Consider the following 18,230-nt stretch of genomic DNA (forward strand, 5'->3'; position numbering starts at 1 on the left):
GCTGTACATATTCCTTTTGTGCTTTTTCACTACAGTACGTACTGTTTTCTTTGACATTTCTTTTTAATTCTCGTGCGATAGAAGAGTGATGCCGCTTCAAAATCGCACCAATTTTTCTTGTGGAATACCCTAATTTATAAAGTGCTTCTAGTTGTCCACGTTCAAACGTGGTAAAATGTGAATAGCTCATACTCGTCCTCCGTGTAAAAGGTTGTGTGGTAACTTCTATTTTACACGAAGCGAGGTGGGCTTTTTTGTTTTTTTTTAAGTGTCGCACTTAATAATACAATTCGTCATATAAATAGAAAAAAGAAGATAATTCTCTATATAATAGATCATTACCTTCTCTTTTCATTAGGATGTGTGTATTGTTTAATTACTTAAAATAAATTTCTCAATAGTCTATAATAAAACTTTACATATCTAGTAACTACTCAGCCATACATTTCATTTAGAAGTTTGGTAAGGAGTATAATGACTGCCATGAAGATAAAAATGGACCTAGACTTCGCTGCCTTTCTCTGTTTTAAAACTTTGCGTGTGGCAGGAAAAGGCCCTGACCGCTCCTATGCACCGCCAGTACCTCTCGCCCATTTAAAAAATGCTTTTCTATCGGTTTTTCATAGAGTGACTGAGTCATTACCATATTTTTTTATAAAACAAGCTTATCTACAAGCCCGATCAGTTCTTGAATGTCCGGCTTACTTACTTGTGCATTGGCTCCAACAGATTCGCCTTTATGATACAATTCATTTGTAATTAAAGAAGAGAAAATAACAACTGGTAATCGGTTCATTACCTTGTGATCTTTAATTACTTTCGTTAAATGATGTCCATCCATCTTCGGCATTTCAATATCTGTAATAAGTAGATGAATATGTTGGAACATATTCTCTCCTTGTTCTTCTGCCAATTTTTCAATTTGTGCTAATGCTTCTGCACCGTTACTGAAGAAGTTAATTTTTGTATATCCAGCTGTTGTTAATGTTTCTTCTAATATTTGGCGAAGCATCGCAGAATCTTCTGCAATATAAATACTTTTTTCGGCACGGTCTGTTTTTTCTACTAGTCCAGTTAGTTTTTTTGTTTCATAACCAACATTGCTAATTTCACATACGATTTTTTCATAATCTAATAATAAAATAATTTTCTCATCAAGCTTAACAATTCCCGATGTTGTTTCTTCTAGTCCCATCGATAAAGAAGTTGGTTCATCAATCTGTTCCCATGAAATACGCTGGATGCGATACACTTCATCTACACGGAAGATCACTTTCATTTGATTCAATTCTGAAATGATAAACTTTGTTTGATCTAGTGGTTTACTAGATTTTAAGTTCAATGCTTTTGCTAAGTTAATAACAGGTAAAATTTCACCGCGTACTTGTACAACACCTTCAACTGCTGTATTTGCTTCTGGAACTGGTGTTACTGGAAACGGATTGATAATTTCACGCACTTTCATAACATTTATACTAAATAAATTTTCCCCAATTGTATATGTTACGATTTCTAACTCATTTGTTCCACTTTCTAGTAAAATACTTTGCGCTTGTGACATAGACGGGTAATGCTCCTCTCTATTTTTCTATATATAAATACAAGTTGACTTTTCAACATCTAAGTCGCTGCTATGCAGAACCTATCTTTGTTTTAAACTTTGCACGGGGCAGGAAAAGGAACTGACCGCCTCTATGCATGGCCAGTTACTCTCGCCCACCGAAAAAGAAAAGGGTTTTTATGTTAGTTTTTCAATTTGTATCTATATATACTTTACTCATTTGTAAGTGAAACGAGCGTATCAAGTAATACCTCTTGTGCCTCTGATATTTCTGCCGGTGAGGCTTCCCACTTTTGCCTAATTTCTTTCTCAACTTGTACGCGTAAGGAATCATCCATTTCTGTTAAGAGAAAAGTTTTCGTTTCTTCATCAACATCAAGTAATGCAAGTCCATATATTTCCGGATCTGGCATCATTTGAAATAATTTCTTCATAATCACGGGTGCAACATGTTTCACTTTTTCAATATGAATTGCTTTATCAGAGAATAAGAGTTCATATTGAATGAACGTGACATTTTGTTTTACAACTTGAAAATAACAGTTATTTTTTTTGTCATTGATAAAATAACCGTTTGGATCCGTCATTACACTCTCTACTTTACGAATTAAATCAGGTAAACTATTTGCTACCATAATCGTTCGCTGCTCAATTTCACTTGGCGAAATGAACGTTACACGGTATTTATTTTGCGCCATATTCATTTCCTCCCTTATTGACATTTACTACATATTCATTTTAATTTTCCGACATATAAGCCACTGCTATGCAAAATCCAACACGACCTGCACTCGCTATCCCTCTTTGTTTTAGATCCTTGCACGTGGAAGGAACAGGCCCTAGCCGCTTCTATGCATGGCCAGTTGCTCTCGCCTAACTAAAAAGAAATAGGTTTTTATGTCATTTTTAACTCGTATATATAACAGCCTCACATGTTATAAAAACTTCATTTTACGAAACTGCTAGTAATTCCAGATTATTAAACCAAAATGCTAACTGCTGATCTATAATACCTGGCAAACGAATAAAGAATGAACGACATTGAATAACATCCGCAAACGCTTGATACTTCCATTTATTACCGCTATAAATCCCAATAAAATAAAATTCATGAACACGACCAATTACTGCTTGTTTCTCTCCAAATGTGTAAGGAGGTACCTGTTTAATAACAAATTGGTTTGGTAAATATTTACCTTCTTTTTGTTCAATATTTACAATTTGCTGTGCAAGCTCTCGTTTATCTTGAAAAAACGGCAACTGCAAAATTCGTTCTTCTCTTGTCATATTTGTAGAAACCTCACTATTCATGATGAGAAGATATAGAATCTATATCTTTTATTCGCATTAACAGGCAGTAAAACCTCCACCTTGCAAAGAAAACATATAGGTGGAGGATAACTGTCCAATTGGTTCAACCTCTATCAGTTAGGATGAAGGTCCCAATGATAGAGGCTCAGCTTTCTTAACGAATTAAGTTTACAACTTCATTTAATACATCATCTGCTACTTTAATTACTTTTGTATTTCCAGTAAATCCTTTTTGGTACACCATTAAATCAACAAATTCTACAGCTAAATCAACGTTTGATCCTTCTTGTGATTTCCCACGAACTGTACCAGTTCCATTTTGTCCAGAAACACCTACAGCAGGATCACCAGCAGATGGTGTCGATACATAGTTACCATTTCCTATTTTCATAAGTCCCTGTTCATTCGCGAACGTTGCTACCGCAAGTTGTCCTGCAGCTCTACTACTTCCATCACTATACTTCACCATAATATAGCCACCCTCAGAAATTTCACAATCTTCCACTGTTGCCGCAGGACGACCTGTAACTCCTTCATGAGTGATTGTTTTTTTAGTTGGATAATTTGTTGCACCACTGAAATCTACTTCTACTCCAGCGCCAAATGGAATTGTCACTTTTCCGCCTTGTATAACTTTATTCGTAGCTGGATCACGAACTACCGCAGTATCCGTTTGGATTAGTTCACCAAGATTATTAAACTTCAAATTTTTATTATTAACTATTTCAGTATAAGTTTGCTCGTGTTCCTTTCGAACTAATGCTCTATACTTATACTCACCAGCTACTGGTTTTCCTTGTGCGTCTGTCACTTGTTTCAGCTCTACACGCATCGTAAATGTATTTCCTTCTTCATCATACACTGAAAATTCATCTGCAGTTTCCGCGTCAGTTCTTGCTACGTTTCCCGTCATTTCTATATGATCAGTACGTGTTCCAGGAATTGCACTGCCCATTGGAACTTTCATTGGCTGTGGTGCATTAGAAAAATCAATGTCCTGTTTTCCAGGTTTCGTCGGATACGCAAGTACGTATTTCCCTTCAGAATTCACAATATAATAATCATTAGATACACTAAATGTCCCTTTACGTGTGTATTGTACATTTCCACCTTTTGAATCACCTACAACAAAAAATCCATTTCCGTCAATTGCTGCATCTGTTTTTCCATTTGTCATATTAATAGGGCCCGCTGAATAATCTGTTGTTGTTCCGCTTAGTCTCACACCATTACCAATACTTTTTGGGTTCGTGCCAGCATAATTTTCATCGCCTCTGGCACCCATTGTATTGTTATATAATAAATCATCAAACATTGCTTTTTGTTTTTTGTAGCCCACTGTTTGGCTGTTAGCGATGTTATTTGATGTGATACTTAATGCGTTTTGCATTGCGTTCATACCTGTAATACTTGTATATAATGCTTTAATCATATTCTTTGTACACTCCTTAAAATTTTGTTTAATGTTTGTTTATATTGCTTATTTTGTTGTTGCTGATGGCATTATTTCTTTATCAGAAGCATCCACAACGAAACGAAGTGATACAACTTGATCACCCATTACAAGCTGTACATCATTGTTGGCTCCAAGGCGAATCGTATCAACTTTCCCTACTACTTCCTTCCCTTCGCCGTTTACACCTTTTACGTATTTACCGAGAAACTTCATCCCACCATCTAGTGCTGTTGTATACATCGTGTCTTTCAAGGAATCAACAGCTTTTGTCATATTTTGCACTTGCTCCATAAGTGACAATTGTGACATTTGATTCATCATTTGATTCGTATCCATAGCATTCATTGGATCTTGATGTTGAAAACTCGCTAAAAAGAGTTTTAAAAAATCATCTTTCCCCATAATACCAGGTGTTTTTTGTTGAGTAGCTGCTACAGCATTTTTATTTTGTACTTGCTGCGTTTGTCCTACTGGGATATGGTTTGTACTTGTTGTATTGAGTCCAACCGTTGGCACTTTTTATTCCTCCAATAATCCAGCAAAGTCTTGCTCTGCCTTCTGTTCTTTCTTGACAACTACTTGCTTTTGCTTATATTGTTGTCCTTTTTCCTGCTGCTCACGTTTTTGATCTTTATCTGTATAGCTTAGTTCAATTTGAATATCTTTTTCTTTTAATTTATTTTTCAATTCCTCAAAAATAATTTCGACTTTCTTCTTCGCATCGTGTTTGTCCATTTCAATATGAACTTGAATTTGATCACCTTGCTTTTTCATATACACAGTTAATGCGCCAAGCTTTTCAGGATTTAATTGAAAAAGAACGCGTTCTTGTTTTACGACAAACTTTTGCAACTCTTCAACGTGTGCTTCCATTTTCTTTCCTAAATCAGGAAGCGATACTTTTTGCGCTGGCATATCTTGCTTTACAACTGAATCATTTCCTACAAGAAATGGTTTCGCATTGGTTTCGCCTGTTGGAAGTTGAACATCCGTATCTTCGAGTGTTGGCGTTTTTTCCAACTCATCTTTGTTAATAGATTGTTCTATTTCATGTTTACTTATTGTTGCAATTGGTTCCTGCTCCTTTTTCATTAAATCACACGTTTCACTTTGTATGATCTTTGCAAAGTCAGTCATATTTTCTGGCGTTGTTAATTTTTCTAACGCCATCCCTATTGTATCTTCCAAACATATTGTATTTTGAATATTATTTTCTTTCAAAAATCCCATAAGCGATTGAAGCTCTGTTGCTGGAAGCTCATTTAATTTTATATTTCCATACGTTTCATATATCTTTTGTATTTTTTGTATGTATTGATATAACGATTCTGGTTGTGCACGTAGTTGCTCAATTCCTAGCATCTGTTCTGAAATGGCTAACAGTAACTCTTCTATCGGCTTGTCTTCTTCTTTCTCTTCTTTTGAAACAAGCGATTCCTTTTTTACAAACTTACTCTTTTCAATTTCATAACTATTTTCCTTCATTTCTTTTGGCGGTTCGCTTTTTTCTATCGTTGATCGTTTTGGCTTCTCCACCGACTTCTCATTCATTTTCTCTGAAAATGAAGTTTGTTCTTCTTTCGCTTGCACTTCTAATGGTTTTTCTTTTCGCTGTGACACATTCAATTGCACTGGTAAGATAGATTCAATCATTTCTTTCACATCACCCATTCATACACATTCTTAAGTCGAGCAACATTTTTTCTTCGCGTTTTCCTTGTTCCTTTGCAGCTTTCTGACACTTTTGCTGAAACATCTCATCAATCACGCGTTCTTTTTCTTGAATTTGCTCTAGAAGGAGTTTGTTTTTCAAGATAAACTCTTCAATTTTTTCTATTTTTCTATTCCATTCCTCTATTCTTTCAGGTGAAAACGTATGAGAGGACAACATGCCAATATGAATACTTTCATTGACTTGCATCACTTTACTACGTGATTGAAAAACATTCAAATCATGTGCTTTTTTTGCTTCTATCTTTCGTTTTTCCGTTGTTAATTCATACACTTCTTTTAAGACATGTTCTTTTTCTTGATTCATTTGTAGTTTTATCGTTTCATACTGTTTTGTTTTCACCTGCTTTTTAAACCCCTTTCTATTATACCTTTACTTATTCTTATTATATAGGTTTTTTAGAAAAAAATCTGCTAAATATTCTAGAATCTGAATATATTTCTTAAATAAAAAGACCTCAAAATTGAGGTCTTTACATAACACCATCCATTTGCTGAATTACATCGGCAAAACGATAGCTTTCCGTTCGACCTTGCTTTAAAAATGTATGAATATCATCTATTTTATTTTTACATGCAAAAATATATGCATTCTCTTCATTCTCTTGAATTGTACCAAGTTTAAAGTACAATTCATTTTCTTGATAAATTGATAGCGTCTTTCGTATTTCATTCGCAAGCTTCCAATGCTCAGGTGCTACAACTTCTTCCATAATTCGACTTACAGAATCTAATACAGAAATAGCTGGATAATGATTTAATGTAGCTAAATCGCGCTTCAATACAATATGTCCATCTAAAATACCACGTGCTAAATCCGGTACTGGGCCATTTAAATCGTCACCATCAACAAGTACCGTATAAATGCCTGTAATCGAACCTATTTTTGTTTTTCCAGAGCGCTCAAGTAATTTCTTCATATAACTTTCCATTAACAATGTTTTTCCGCCAATAGGCAGCTCTTTCACTGCAATATCCACGCTTCTTCTGGCATCGGCAAAGCGAGTTACAGAGTCCATCATGAGCAGAACATTCTTACCTTGATCGCGAAAATATTCTGCGATTGAAGTTGCTAATTTTGCAGCGCGAAGCTGCATAAGGTGACTTTCGTCAGACGTTGCTACAACAACAACGCTTTTTTTCATTCCTTCTTCGCCTAGCTCTTTACGAATAAAATCCTTTACTTCACGTCCTCGTTCACCAACTAAACTAATTACATTAATATCTGCACTTGCATTTTTGGCAATCATCCCAAGCAATGTTGATTTCCCAACACCCGAGCCTGCAAAAATCCCAATCTTTTGACCGACACCAATCGTTAACATACCATCAATTGATTTAATACCTGTCTCAAACACTTCTGTAATTTCTTCACGGTCAAACGCGTGAATCGGCGGTGCATCGAGCCTTATTTTTTGCAGTGGTGTAGTAGCTTCTTGTTCGTTTAAGATTTCGCCATTTGCATTTAACACTTTCCCGAGCAAATGCTCACCGCGCGGCACCGTAACATCTTCGCTAATAAGGGTAACCGCGTCTCCATAACAGACCTTTTCAGTTTGTTCGAATGGCAGAAGCATATTATTTTCTTTTTCAATCGCAATTACTTCACATAAGACATTATGTTCTCCAACAAGACAAACATCACCAATTTTTGCTTTCGGCCCTTTTGAAACAAAGAATTGCTCTTGTACACTATGTACTTTCCCTCTTTTAATATAAAACGGTGCTTCCATGTGCGCATTCCATTTTTCATGTTCTGTTATAAGCCATTCTTTCATACTGGTTGCCCCTCGAGTAATTGCTTTTCTTTCCACTGTTCGCGAAGCGTTTCAAAAATTGGACTGAATTTAAATTCAAAAAACTCTTTTTCTTCTTCTAAAATAAATTCACCAAACTGTAATGAAAAATCATATTTCCATTCAACAAGTTCCAGGAGCCAATACTCTTTTGTTACCGTTTTTTCTCGTTCAATTTGCTCAAACGTTTCAGGGTGAACGGTAATAGAAAGCTTTTCAAAAGATGTCGGTAACGTTTGAACAATACCATTTAAAATCGGTAACAAATCCAGCTGCCGAACATCAATAGCTTGATTTACAATATTTTGAGCTAACTGCAGCGATTGGTCCCAAAGTAATTCTGACCATTGTGTTGCAATTTCTTTCTGTTCTTCAAGCAAAGCACGGCGATCTGCTGCGATTTGTTTTTTGTGTTCTTCTCGTAACACTTCAAACTGTGCTCTTTCTTGCTGCAACCTTGTTTTCTCTTCCTCTAACTCTTTCTCTATTTGTTGCAAATGAAGCGTTTTTGACTGCAGCTGTTCCTTTTGAACAAATAATTCCCTTTTCATTTCACTTATTTCTGATGCTTCTTCGCTGTCTACTATTTCTTCTATTTCTTCTATTTCTTCTATTTCCGGTTGTGGAAATTGTAATTCATATGTTTGATGAGAAAAAGAAACAGAATTCTTGGGAATTCTGTTTTTAAATAAGGACATCTTCTTCACCTCTTTGAATAACAATACGACCTTCTTTTTCTAGTTTTTTCACAGTACTTGTAATCGTTTGTTGTGCTTTTTCAGCATCTTTCATCTTAAGTGGACCAATACCATCTAGTTCTTCCAAAATCATATTTTTACGGTTATTAGACATACATGTAAATAACTTCTCTTTAATTTCTTCTTTCGCAATTTTTAATGCTTTAGCAATAAGTCCGTTATCGGCAATTTCTTCTAATACACGACGCATTGCTAAATCTTCAAGACGTAATAAGTCTTCAAAGACAAACATGTTCTCTTTAATTTTCTCAGATAATTCATAATCAACTTCATCAAGTTTTTCAAATACTGTTTTCTCTACACCGCGAGAAACGTTATTTAAGATGTTTACAATCGTTTTCAAGCCATCCGTTTTGTTAATTGCACTAAACGCCATCATGTTTAATTTCGATTTTAACAGATCGCCAATTTGTGCAATCAGATCGCTATCAACTTGTTCAAGCTTTGCAATCCCCATAACTGTTTCCACTCTTTTATAATCTGGCAATCTTTCAATTAACCTTGAAGCAAGTTGTGGTTTTATGTACGACGCAATAATGGCAATTGTCTGTGGTGATTCATCGTTTAATACCGTTAGTAATGGTTCTAAATCCGTCAGTGAGTTAAGAAACTCAAACGGATTATCTTTATTGTACCATAAGTCTTCTAATAACTTTTCCAGCTCTTCTTCCGGCATATTTTTGAAAATACGGCGAATATATTCTTTATCTGGTGTTACTAAATTCAATTCTTTTACATTTAATTCATATAAAAATTCCCCTAATACGTTTTCTAACGTTTCGGCTTTATATGCACGAAACTTAGCAATTTCGCGTAATAATACTTCTTTTTCTTCTTCATTCATATATTCAATAATTTGTGTTGCCACATCTTCATCTAACATACGAACAAGTATGGCAGCTTTTTCTTTCGAAGAGATTCCGTCTATCATCACTTATGTCCCTCACTGTCCGTTTAACCATTTTTTAATTACTTTTGCAGTACCTTCTGTATGTTCTCTGGCTACTTGATGTACTTGCTCATCTAATGAAGGTTCTGTCGTTTCTGGTACTTCTATTTTCTCTTTATATTCCATAACGTCTTCGGTAGCCGCTATTTCTTCCATTACTTCTGGTTCAAACTCTTCTTCTTCTTCTTCTTTTCGTTTCGCCAAGAAGTACCATAGTGCACCGCCTATTAATAATAAGCCTACTAAAGAACCTCCAAGAACCCACCAATTAAAGCCACTTTCTTGTGCTTCTTTTGGTTCTGCTTTCTTCGGCTCATCAAATTGAACAGTCACAATATTCACTTGACCATTCGTAAAGTTTCCATTTGGATCAGCTTGTAATCCAGCAGCAGTTCCAATTGCTTGCTTAAAGGCATTAATATCAATATTTCTTTTTGCTAATGTTTTATTATCTACCCAAACAACGATATTCGTTTTCGTTAATTCTGGATGTTTCTTAACTGTTTCAACCGTTTTATCAATTTCATAGTTTTCGATTTTATTTCCACTATTTTGATCATAGACAACTTTTCCATTTTTGTTCTTATCAATTCCATAGTTAGGAACTTCACCGTTTGCAGTAATCCCTGCGCTTTGCTGCGGTGCTCCTTCTTGTGCTGTCGATTTCTCTTGTTGATCTTGTTTACTGCGAAGTACACCTTTGTCACCATACTTCTCAGACTGCCTTGTCATTTCATCGTAGTTCACAGATACTTTCGTATTCACTTTAAAATCATTTAACTTAAACATGCCCGTTAATGTTGATTCAATATCTTGCTTTAATTTATCTTCAATTTCATTTTGAAGTTTTATTTCTTTGTCATAAGAAGATGAACCCTTATTTTGTGATTCACTTGTGCCTTTTGAAAGGATTCCTTTTTTATTATCAATAACGCTTACTTCTTCTGATTTTACCCCTGTTACAGCAGCACTAATCATATGTTGAATACCCATAATTTGATCTTCCGTTAACGTTTGGCCTCTTTTCACGCCAACTGTCACAGCTGCTGTACCTTTTGCTTTCTCTTCCTCAAAAATTGTTTCTTTTTCTGGTAAAGTAATTTGTACATTTGCACTTTCAATTGTTGCAAAATTTCTTACAATATCTTGCTCTAATTGCTTCTTCGTTCCGACAAGCTGTTTCATCTTTTTATCTTGCTCACTAGAACCAAGCGAACTTTCCAACAAAATGTCTTCACCGCTTTTCGAATTAAACGGTAAACCCATTCCTGTCATTTCTTTTCGAATCATAGAGGCATCTTTCTTTAATACAGCAATAGAACCGTCTTGATTCAGCTTATAGTCAACCCCTAACTTCGATAATTCAACAGTTATATCTTGTTTATCTTTATCACTTAAACTTTGGTAAACAGTCACATATTTATCAGGCATCGTGTAATATAGCAATCCAGCTGTAATAATAGCTAAAATAGCAGCTCCAATCACCATCTTATGCCACGTCTTTAACGACTGGAACACACCTTTTATTTTTTCCATTTCACACACATCCGTCCATATTTCTAAATTTGCATACTCATAAGCTGTTTATAATTTTCGATAAGATTATCTCTAATAACAGCTGCAGTTTTCATTTGTGCTTCTGCTTTTTTTTGTTGAATCATTACTTCATGTGTTTCTCCTACACCTTTTGTAAGCAAATCATATACTGCTGTTTGGGCATTATTTTGTGTTTGATTCATGCCTTCAAGTAAATCGATAAACGCTTTTCCTTCTACAGGCACAGAAGACGTTTTCGGTGCTGTGAGCGGCTGAATTCCGCTAAACGGCTGTGTATTAACAATCGATTGAATTTTCATACGTTATCTCCCTCTCCTTTTGGATTCTTAACCTCGCCCAATTTCTAAATCTTTATCAAGCATTTTTTTATTAGCATTAAATACACTTGTATTTGCTTCATACATCTTTTGAGCGACCATTACGTTTGTCATTTCCGCAGTCATATCAATATTCGGATAACGTACGTACCCTTCTGCATTTGCTTGTGGGTGCGATGGATCGTAAATCAAATTCTCCCTTGGATCGGTTTCAATAGATTCTACTTTCACACCTGTGTTAGGTTGTTGTTGTAGCATGCTTGCAAAACTATTATTTTGCGCTAACACTACGCTGCGGCGATGGTATGGTCCTCCATCAGCTCCTACTGTCGTATTGGCATTTACAATATTATCAGAAGTAACTTCCATCCATTTCTTTGCTGCTGTTAAACCAGAACCACTCGCATTAATTGCTTGAAACATATATTTCCCCTCTTTTCCTAACGTCCTCTAGCTGCTTGATCAATTGTATACTGCGTATTAATCGCATTAATAGATACACCGTATAACTGATTCGTTTTGACAAGATCAATCATTTCTTTTGTCACATCAACACTATTGCCATCTTCTTTAACAGCCAAATTATTTGTTCGAATCTTTGCATATGTATTTGTTTCGTTTGTCAGTGGTAAATGCATTACATTCGTTTGATACATTTGTCTATTTTTTTGTAAATCTAATTCATTTTTTTTATACAGTTCATTACTCCCTACAAGTTGTTCAGCAAAATCAACATCTTGCGCTTTAAAGCCTGGCGTATTCGCGTTAGAAACATTATTAGAAACAGCATTTCTCTTTGTCACTAAATAATTCATATAATGACCAACATCACTAATAAAATTCGGCATATTCTCAACTCCCTCCATCATTTAATTTTGATATTTCGATATTATTAACAAACGCATACATTTATTAAAATAATATATTATTATGTATCTCTCAATATTTTATGTCATTTTTACAATCTTGTCTTTAAAAAAATTAAAAAAAATATAAAAATATTCTTCTATATAAATATTTTTTAATTTTTAACCCATATATATCCATTTTACTGTTTCAACATATAAGTCACTACTATGCAGAATACATCATGATCTGCACTTGTTTTCTCCCTTTGTTTTAAACCTCGCATGTGGCAGAAAAAGGCCTTGAACGCTTCTATCTACGGCTAGACGCTCTCGTCTTCTCCCATAAAAAAGAAAGGGGGCTTTATGTCGATTTTTAACTTATATACATATATAAGTTGCTGCTATACAGAAAAAAATGACTGCTACTTGCTTTCTATCTTTGCTTTAAACCGCGCACAGGGTGGAAAAAGCCTTGACCGCTACTATATAAATACAAGTTGACTTTTTAACATCTAAGTCGCTGCTATGCAGAACAAAACATGGCCGCTACTCGCTTTCTATCTTTGTTTTAAACTTTGCACGTGGCAAGAAAAGGAACTGACCGCCTCTATGCATGGCCAGTTGCTCTCGCCCCTCGAAAAAGAAAAGGGTTTTTATGTTAGTTTTTCAATTTGCATTTATATATCTATGGCTAAATGCTCTCGTCTCCTCCCATAAAAAAGAAAGGGGGGTATGTCGATTTTTAACTTATATACATATATAAGTTGCTGCTATACAGAAAAAATAATCGCTACTTGCTTTCTCTCTTTGTTTTCAACCTCACATGTGGCAGAAAAAAGCTCTGACTGCTTCTACGTATGGCCAGATGCTCTCATCCTCCCATAAAAAAGGTTTTTTATGCCGTTTTTTCAAACTGTATTTCTATATAAATACAACTTTACAAATATAACAAAAGAAAAAGCGATGATCCTTTCGAATACGATCGCTCTTCCTTTATATACAAGACTTTCAATACTTACCGTAATACGAATTTGCTTTCATTCTGCTATCATTTACCATAATCATTTCTTCTAATAAGTGCTGATTATGACGAATTTTTTCTGCTGCCTTCGTAATAAGCGGAATAACTTCATTAGCGATTTGATCATTCATTGATTCCTCTAATGTTGAAAACCACGTATTAAATTCTGCCATTCGTGTTTTTAATTCCTCTTCTGATACAATCACATCGTAGGTATCATTAAAACAGCTCACAAATTTTTCATACGCTTTATTGTTCATCCGCTAACACTCCACGATATCCTTCAATTAAATCTTGCAACACTTGTACAATTCCATCCATATTTGTAACTGTACGTGTCATTTTCATCATTCCAATTTGCTGACTAATCCAATCGTATAGCGAATATAAACTGTCATATAAATCTTTACTAATGTCTGGATTCAACTGTAACTTTAATTCATCAAAAATACGATCCAATTTGTCTACTACTTCATCAGCTTGTTCAAACTGAAATTTATTTAGTAGTTCTTCTAATTTTCGAAATTCTACAATACATCTTTCATAAATAAAAATTGTATTTTTAATTGGATTACTTGTCATAATGTTATGTTGCATATATCGCTGCCACGCTTGCATACCATTAACTCCTTCTATATAAATCCATTTTGATTTTCCAACATATAAGCCGGGACTATGCAGACTAAAAAATGCCCCCTACTCGCTTTCTTCTTTTGTTTTATCCTTGCTATGGCAGGAAAAGGCCCTGACCCCCGCTTCTACGTATGGTCAGATGCTCTCATCCTTTTAAAAAGAAAGGAACTTTTAGGTTGGTTTTTCAATTTGTATTTATACACTTTCCTTAATCATCACTCTTTTGTTTTGTCATTGCTTTCATTTGTTTTAACTGCATATCAAGCATAGCTAATTGCTGTTCTAATTTTGAATATTTACCAACAATTGCTTCCTGTTTCATTTTATTAAGAGAATCGATATCTTTAATTTTACTATCTAAATCACGAATTTCTTTATCAATACTTTTAGTTCGTTCCGTCATGAATGACTTAACACCGAATATGCCATCTAGTTTTTTCTCTATCTCGTGTCCAAGGCCATTAAAGCCAAAGAAAAAAGCATTTACTGTATCTGGATTTTCTCTAAATGCCGTCTTTAATTTTTCTTCATCAAGTTTCACATTTCCATCCTTCTCAACTTGAATACCAAAAGAGGATACATATTGATTCCCCTTAGAATAGGAAAACATACTCGTCATTGCATTTTGCAACGAAAATCCTACACTGCTTCCTTGTAAAATCCCGTCCTTACCTGCAAATAAATCCAATTTTGAAACAGCCTTATTATATTCTGTCGTCATTTTTTTTATTGCATCCATAGCAGCGTTTATATTAGAATCTTCAACCGTTAGCTTAATTGGTTCTGATGTTTCTTTTTCTAACTTAATCGTTACACCTGGAAGTGCATTAACTGTATTAGATTTACTTGTCTGTGTAATGCCATTAATCGTATATTCGGCATCTTGAGGTGGTGTTTCTTCATGAGCAATTTGATTAGATGCATTAAACAAACCTATAGTTTGTAATATATTTCCACCCCCTTCTGCTAATTTAATTTCCCCGTCTGTTCCTGCTTTTGCAGATGTTACAAACATTTTAGTCCCTAATGTATAGGCAGATACACCATAACCGCCATTATTCATCTTATTAATTAAATCTTTATATGTCATATCAACTTTAACTTCTAATGGTTTACCATTAATGTTAAAAATACCAGCTTGACCAATTTGATCGTTTATATTTATATCTTTCACACTTGTGATTTGATGTCTTTGCGCTAATTTTTGAACAGTAATATTATATGTCCCTGCGAACGCAGACCCATCTGCTTCCGCAGTGATAAATCCATCTTTAGATGTACTTGTTTTCTTTTCATTTCCTTTAAATGATGACAAATTTGTAAAGGCTGTTACAAAATCATTAAACTCTTTCTTTACACTAGCATATACATTTTTTTCGTCTACTAAACTCTGTTTTGAACTATTATAAGGCGATTTCTTTGCCTCTAATGCCTGTAATTCTAAATCTACAAGATCTTTTACGTTTATAAGATTACTCCCTGTATTCCAAATTTGCTGTTTTCCCCCAATATTACTTATCGTTCCTGCCATACTATTCCACTCCTCATTCTATATAAATCCGTTTTAATGTTTCAACATAAAAGTCTCTGCTGTGCAGAATACGTCATAACCTGCACTTGCTTACTCCCTTTGTTTTAAACTTTGGTATGTGGCAGGAAAAGGCCCTGACCGCTCCTATGTACGGCCAGATACTCTCGTCCTCCTATAAAAAAGAAAGGGATTTTATGTCGCTTTTTAACTTATATACATATATTTTTTACATATAATCTAAAATACTAATTTTACTCATTGTACTTACTGCTTTTAAGGTCGCTTCATACGTTGCATTAATGTACGATAAATCAGATATAGCTACTGCTAAATCAACATCCTCAATTTCTTTGCGATTTTCACTTAACGCTAAATTGTGCTCATTTAAAATTGTTTCAAATGCATTTAACGTATTCAGCGTCGCACCGACCTCTGTTGTACGACCCAAAACCTTATCTAAATTATCTTTATTCTCTTGCTTTAATGTTTCTAACGCTTGTTGATTGCCAGTTTGCATTGCATCTTTTATTTTTACTAACGTTTCGATCGTTGGAGTTAATAAATCTTTCCCATTTCGAAACACTGGTACTGTATACCCATCATTTAGTGTCCACTTCACATCTTGATTTCCACCACGGTATGCCCCATCAGCAGCAAACGGAGGCTGGGTTGTAACTTCTCCTCCAAATATATAACGTCCGTTTTCTTGTGTATTTGCCAAATACACAACCTGTTTTAATAATTGATCTACTTCCGCTCCAGTCGCTTGCAATTCTTTTGGACCATTTGTCCCATTTAACGCTTGAATCGTAAGATCATTTACTCGTGATAACGATTTATAAACACCTTGTAACGAACTTTCTGTTTGTTTTAAAACACTTTTTGAATCTGCTAAATCTTTTTGCATTTGCTCAATGTTTGCTAAAGAATGTTGAATTGCAAATGATTTACTTGCCGCGAGTGGATCTTCACTCATTCGAATATTCTTTTTACCAGATGTCACTTGATTACGATGATACATTTGCTGAGTATTTAGACGCATTAATTCACTTTGGGCCCAATTCACATTTTGAAACGTTGATACTCTCATAAAATCTCCCTCTCACTCTTACTCAATTTCGTAGATATACTTTTTATATAAATCTATTTTCATTCTCCAACATATAAATCGCTGCTATACAGAACAAAACGTATCCCGCACTCGCTTTCTCCTTTTGTTTTAAACTTTGCATGCGGCAGGAAAAGGCACTGACCGCTTTTATGCACGGCCAGATGCTCTCGTCCACTTAAAAAAGGAGTTTTTATGTCGGTGTTTCAATCGTATTTATATAGTCTTCTACATGAGCTTTATTTATTCTATAACACTGATTGAACTAATGTTCTCTCATTGTTAATAGCACTATTTATCTAATAATTGAAAATAAACTATCAAAAACTTCATTTAATGTAGTAATTGCCTTTGAATTCGCGACAAAATATTTTTGATAGGCCATCAAATTGACCATTTCTTCATCCATATTTACGCCTTCTAAACTTGCTTTTTCTTGCTCAATTCCATTTAACAGATCCCCATGAATCGTTTTATATGCCTCAAACGCATTCGTATCCGATGCAACTTGTACAATCTGTTTATCTAACGTTTGCTTGTAAGTAAGTCCAACAGCATACTGGCGATCACCAACTGCAGCCAATGCATTTGCTGTATCGACAGAAATCTTCATTTTGGTAACATCTGCTTCAAAATCAGGATTGATTCGCATCCCCTTCGCATCAATTCCACCAAAGAAATCTTTCTGCATAACACCATTTATTTCGCCTTTTAGCGCCATCATTAAGTTATTTAAGTCTTCTTTATATCCTGTAATTGTTTTTTTCGCATCTAGCGCTGCTTGAATCGTACCGCCCTGTAATTGAACGTCCGTACCTAAAACTTTGACAGACATTGTATTATTATTTTTAATTAAGTCTAGCGGATAAACGGTTTGTCCATTCCCTATGTTTTTTTGTGTTCTTTGATCTCCAATGATATCTTGACCGCTTACAAGTAATACTCCGTTAATTCTTACACTTACTATATTAGGATTAATAGATTCACTTGAGACGTCAATATTTGCATATTGTGACATTTCACTAACAATTTTATCTCGCTCATCCAGTAATTGATTCGGTACATGTTCTCCAGCTTGACCAATTTTCCAATTTGTCTCCGCTAAACTATCAGCCAGTCGATTGAATGCTTTCACATGTTGCGCTGCTTCTTCCCCTGCCTGTGCTTCTACTTCTTCGAAATTCTTTGCGATTCTATTTAACTGATTCGTAAATTTATTTGTATTAGCGACTAACATATTATAATAGTTAGGTTGCTCTGGATTTTTTGCCACTTCACGAAACGAGTTATAAAATTGATCCATTAAACTTGATAATGAATTTTTGTTTGGAGATCCTACCACTGTTTCTACTCGTGATAATATCGAATTCATATAAGAATGATATGAGAATTGTGATAATTGCTCATTATATTGACGTGTCTTCACTTCATCCGTTACACGATCTATACTTACTGTCTTTACACCGTAACCAATGCGTTGTTCAGGTGTGTCTCCTCGACTTCCCCCAACAGCGCTGTAATTTACTACTTGACGAACATAACCCGGTGTTCGCATATTAGTAAGATTTTGTCTTGTTGTCTGAAGACCTAGTTGTGCTGCTAACATCCCAGACAAGGACGTATTGTAATCCGTTAATTTCATGTTTTTCACTT

At 34.9% G+C, this 18,230-nt stretch carries 20 protein-coding genes; all 20 read right to left on the bottom strand.

The features are described from left to right. On the bottom strand, positions 1 to 190 hold a 190-nt coding region (locus H280_RS22945), incomplete at its 3' end, for a helix-turn-helix domain-containing protein (protein ID WP_020059489.1). 462 nt (positions 191 to 652) lie between these two features. Continuing rightward, on the bottom strand, positions 653 to 1,561 hold the full coding sequence (locus H280_RS0102270; RefSeq protein WP_020059490.1) for a chemotaxis protein: 909 nt from the start codon (positions 1,559 to 1,561) through the stop codon (positions 653 to 655). Positions 1,562 to 1,773: 212 nt separating this feature from the next. After that, positions 1,774 to 2,259: a hypothetical protein gene (locus H280_RS0102275; protein WP_020059491.1), complete on the bottom strand. Its 486-nt coding sequence runs from the start codon at positions 2,257 to 2,259 to the stop codon at positions 1,774 to 1,776. A gap of 253 nt (positions 2,260 to 2,512) precedes the next feature. Continuing rightward, positions 2,513 to 2,848 (bottom strand): DUF3964 family protein, encoded by a 336-nt coding sequence (locus tag H280_RS0102280; RefSeq protein WP_020059492.1) that lies wholly within the window; start codon positions 2,846 to 2,848, stop codon positions 2,513 to 2,515. 178 nt (positions 2,849 to 3,026) lie between these two features. After that, positions 3,027 to 4,304 carry a flagellar hook protein FlgE gene (flgE, locus tag H280_RS0102285; RefSeq protein WP_020059493.1) on the bottom strand — a complete coding sequence of 426 codons (1,278 nt, stop codon included), beginning with the start codon at positions 4,302 to 4,304 and terminating at the stop codon, positions 3,027 to 3,029. Between the two features lie 48 nt (positions 4,305 to 4,352). Then, positions 4,353 to 4,844 carry a flagellar hook capping FlgD N-terminal domain-containing protein gene (locus H280_RS0102290; protein ID WP_020059494.1) on the bottom strand — a complete coding sequence of 164 codons (492 nt, stop codon included), beginning with the start codon at positions 4,842 to 4,844 and terminating at the stop codon, positions 4,353 to 4,355. A 3-nt stretch (positions 4,845 to 4,847) separates the two neighbouring features. Then, positions 4,848 to 5,999 (bottom strand): flagellar hook-length control protein FliK, encoded by a 1,152-nt coding sequence (locus H280_RS0102295; protein WP_020059495.1) that lies wholly within the window; start codon positions 5,997 to 5,999, stop codon positions 4,848 to 4,850. After that, entirely contained in the window at positions 5,992 to 6,366 is a 375-nt protein-coding gene (locus H280_RS0102300) for a hypothetical protein (RefSeq protein ID WP_051094725.1), read from the bottom strand. Before H280_RS0102300 ends, H280_RS0102295 begins: the two co-directional genes overlap by 8 nt. A 166-nt stretch (positions 6,367 to 6,532) precedes the next feature. After that, positions 6,533 to 7,837 (bottom strand): flagellar protein export ATPase FliI, encoded by a 1,305-nt coding sequence (locus H280_RS0102305; protein ID WP_020059497.1) that lies wholly within the window; start codon positions 7,835 to 7,837, stop codon positions 6,533 to 6,535. Next, a complete protein-coding gene (locus H280_RS0102310) occupies positions 7,834 to 8,553 on the bottom strand; it encodes a FliH/SctL family protein (protein WP_020059498.1) in 720 nt (239 codons plus the stop codon). Before H280_RS0102310 ends, H280_RS0102305 begins: the two co-directional genes overlap by 4 nt. Continuing rightward, complete coding sequence (gene fliG / locus H280_RS26000) at positions 8,540 to 9,544, bottom strand: flagellar motor switch protein FliG (RefSeq protein WP_020059499.1); 1,005 nt, start codon at positions 9,542 to 9,544, stop codon at positions 8,540 to 8,542. Before fliG ends, H280_RS0102310 begins: the two co-directional genes overlap by 14 nt. A 12-nt stretch (positions 9,545 to 9,556) precedes the next feature. Continuing rightward, on the bottom strand, positions 9,557 to 11,098 hold the full coding sequence (gene fliF / locus H280_RS26005; protein ID WP_020059500.1) for a flagellar basal-body MS-ring/collar protein FliF: 1,542 nt from the start codon (positions 11,096 to 11,098) through the stop codon (positions 9,557 to 9,559). Between the two features lie 23 nt (positions 11,099 to 11,121). Continuing rightward, positions 11,122 to 11,418, bottom strand: coding sequence for a flagellar hook-basal body complex protein FliE (gene fliE, locus H280_RS0102325; protein WP_020059501.1), 297 nt, complete (start codon positions 11,416 to 11,418; stop codon positions 11,122 to 11,124). 27 nt (positions 11,419 to 11,445) lie between these two features. Further along, positions 11,446 to 11,859, bottom strand: coding sequence for a flagellar basal body rod protein FlgC (gene flgC / locus H280_RS0102330; protein WP_020059502.1), 414 nt, complete (start codon positions 11,857 to 11,859; stop codon positions 11,446 to 11,448). Positions 11,860 to 11,876: 17 nt separating this feature from the next. Further along, the gene (gene flgB, locus H280_RS0102335; RefSeq protein ID WP_231401756.1) at positions 11,877 to 12,305 is read right to left on the bottom strand and encodes a flagellar basal body rod protein FlgB; all 429 of its coding nucleotides are present in this window, start codon (positions 12,303 to 12,305) and stop codon (positions 11,877 to 11,879) included. 987 nt (positions 12,306 to 13,292) lie between these two features. After that, entirely contained in the window at positions 13,293 to 13,565 is a 273-nt protein-coding gene (locus H280_RS0102340) for a hypothetical protein (protein WP_020059504.1), read from the bottom strand. Next, on the bottom strand, positions 13,555 to 13,923 hold the full coding sequence (locus H280_RS0102345; RefSeq protein WP_020059505.1) for a flagellar export chaperone FliS: 369 nt from the start codon (positions 13,921 to 13,923) through the stop codon (positions 13,555 to 13,557). Before H280_RS0102345 ends, H280_RS0102340 begins: the two co-directional genes overlap by 11 nt. 223 nt (positions 13,924 to 14,146) lie before the next feature. Further along, positions 14,147 to 15,469, bottom strand: coding sequence for a flagellar hook-associated protein 2 (locus tag H280_RS0102350; RefSeq protein ID WP_020059506.1), 1,323 nt, complete (start codon positions 15,467 to 15,469; stop codon positions 14,147 to 14,149). Between the two features lie 226 nt (positions 15,470 to 15,695). After that, entirely contained in the window at positions 15,696 to 16,559 is an 864-nt protein-coding gene (locus H280_RS0102355; RefSeq protein WP_020059507.1) for a flagellar hook-associated protein 3, read from the bottom strand. 313 nt (positions 16,560 to 16,872) lie between these two features. Further along, complete coding sequence (gene flgK / locus H280_RS0102360; RefSeq protein ID WP_020059508.1) at positions 16,873 to 18,219, bottom strand: flagellar hook-associated protein FlgK; 1,347 nt, start codon at positions 18,217 to 18,219, stop codon at positions 16,873 to 16,875. Positions 18,220 to 18,230 lie beyond the last annotated feature (11 nt).

This window comes from Bacillus sp. 123MFChir2 (genome assembly GCF_000383235.1).
GTDB lineage: Bacteria > Bacillota > Bacilli > Bacillales > Bacillaceae_G > Bacillus_A.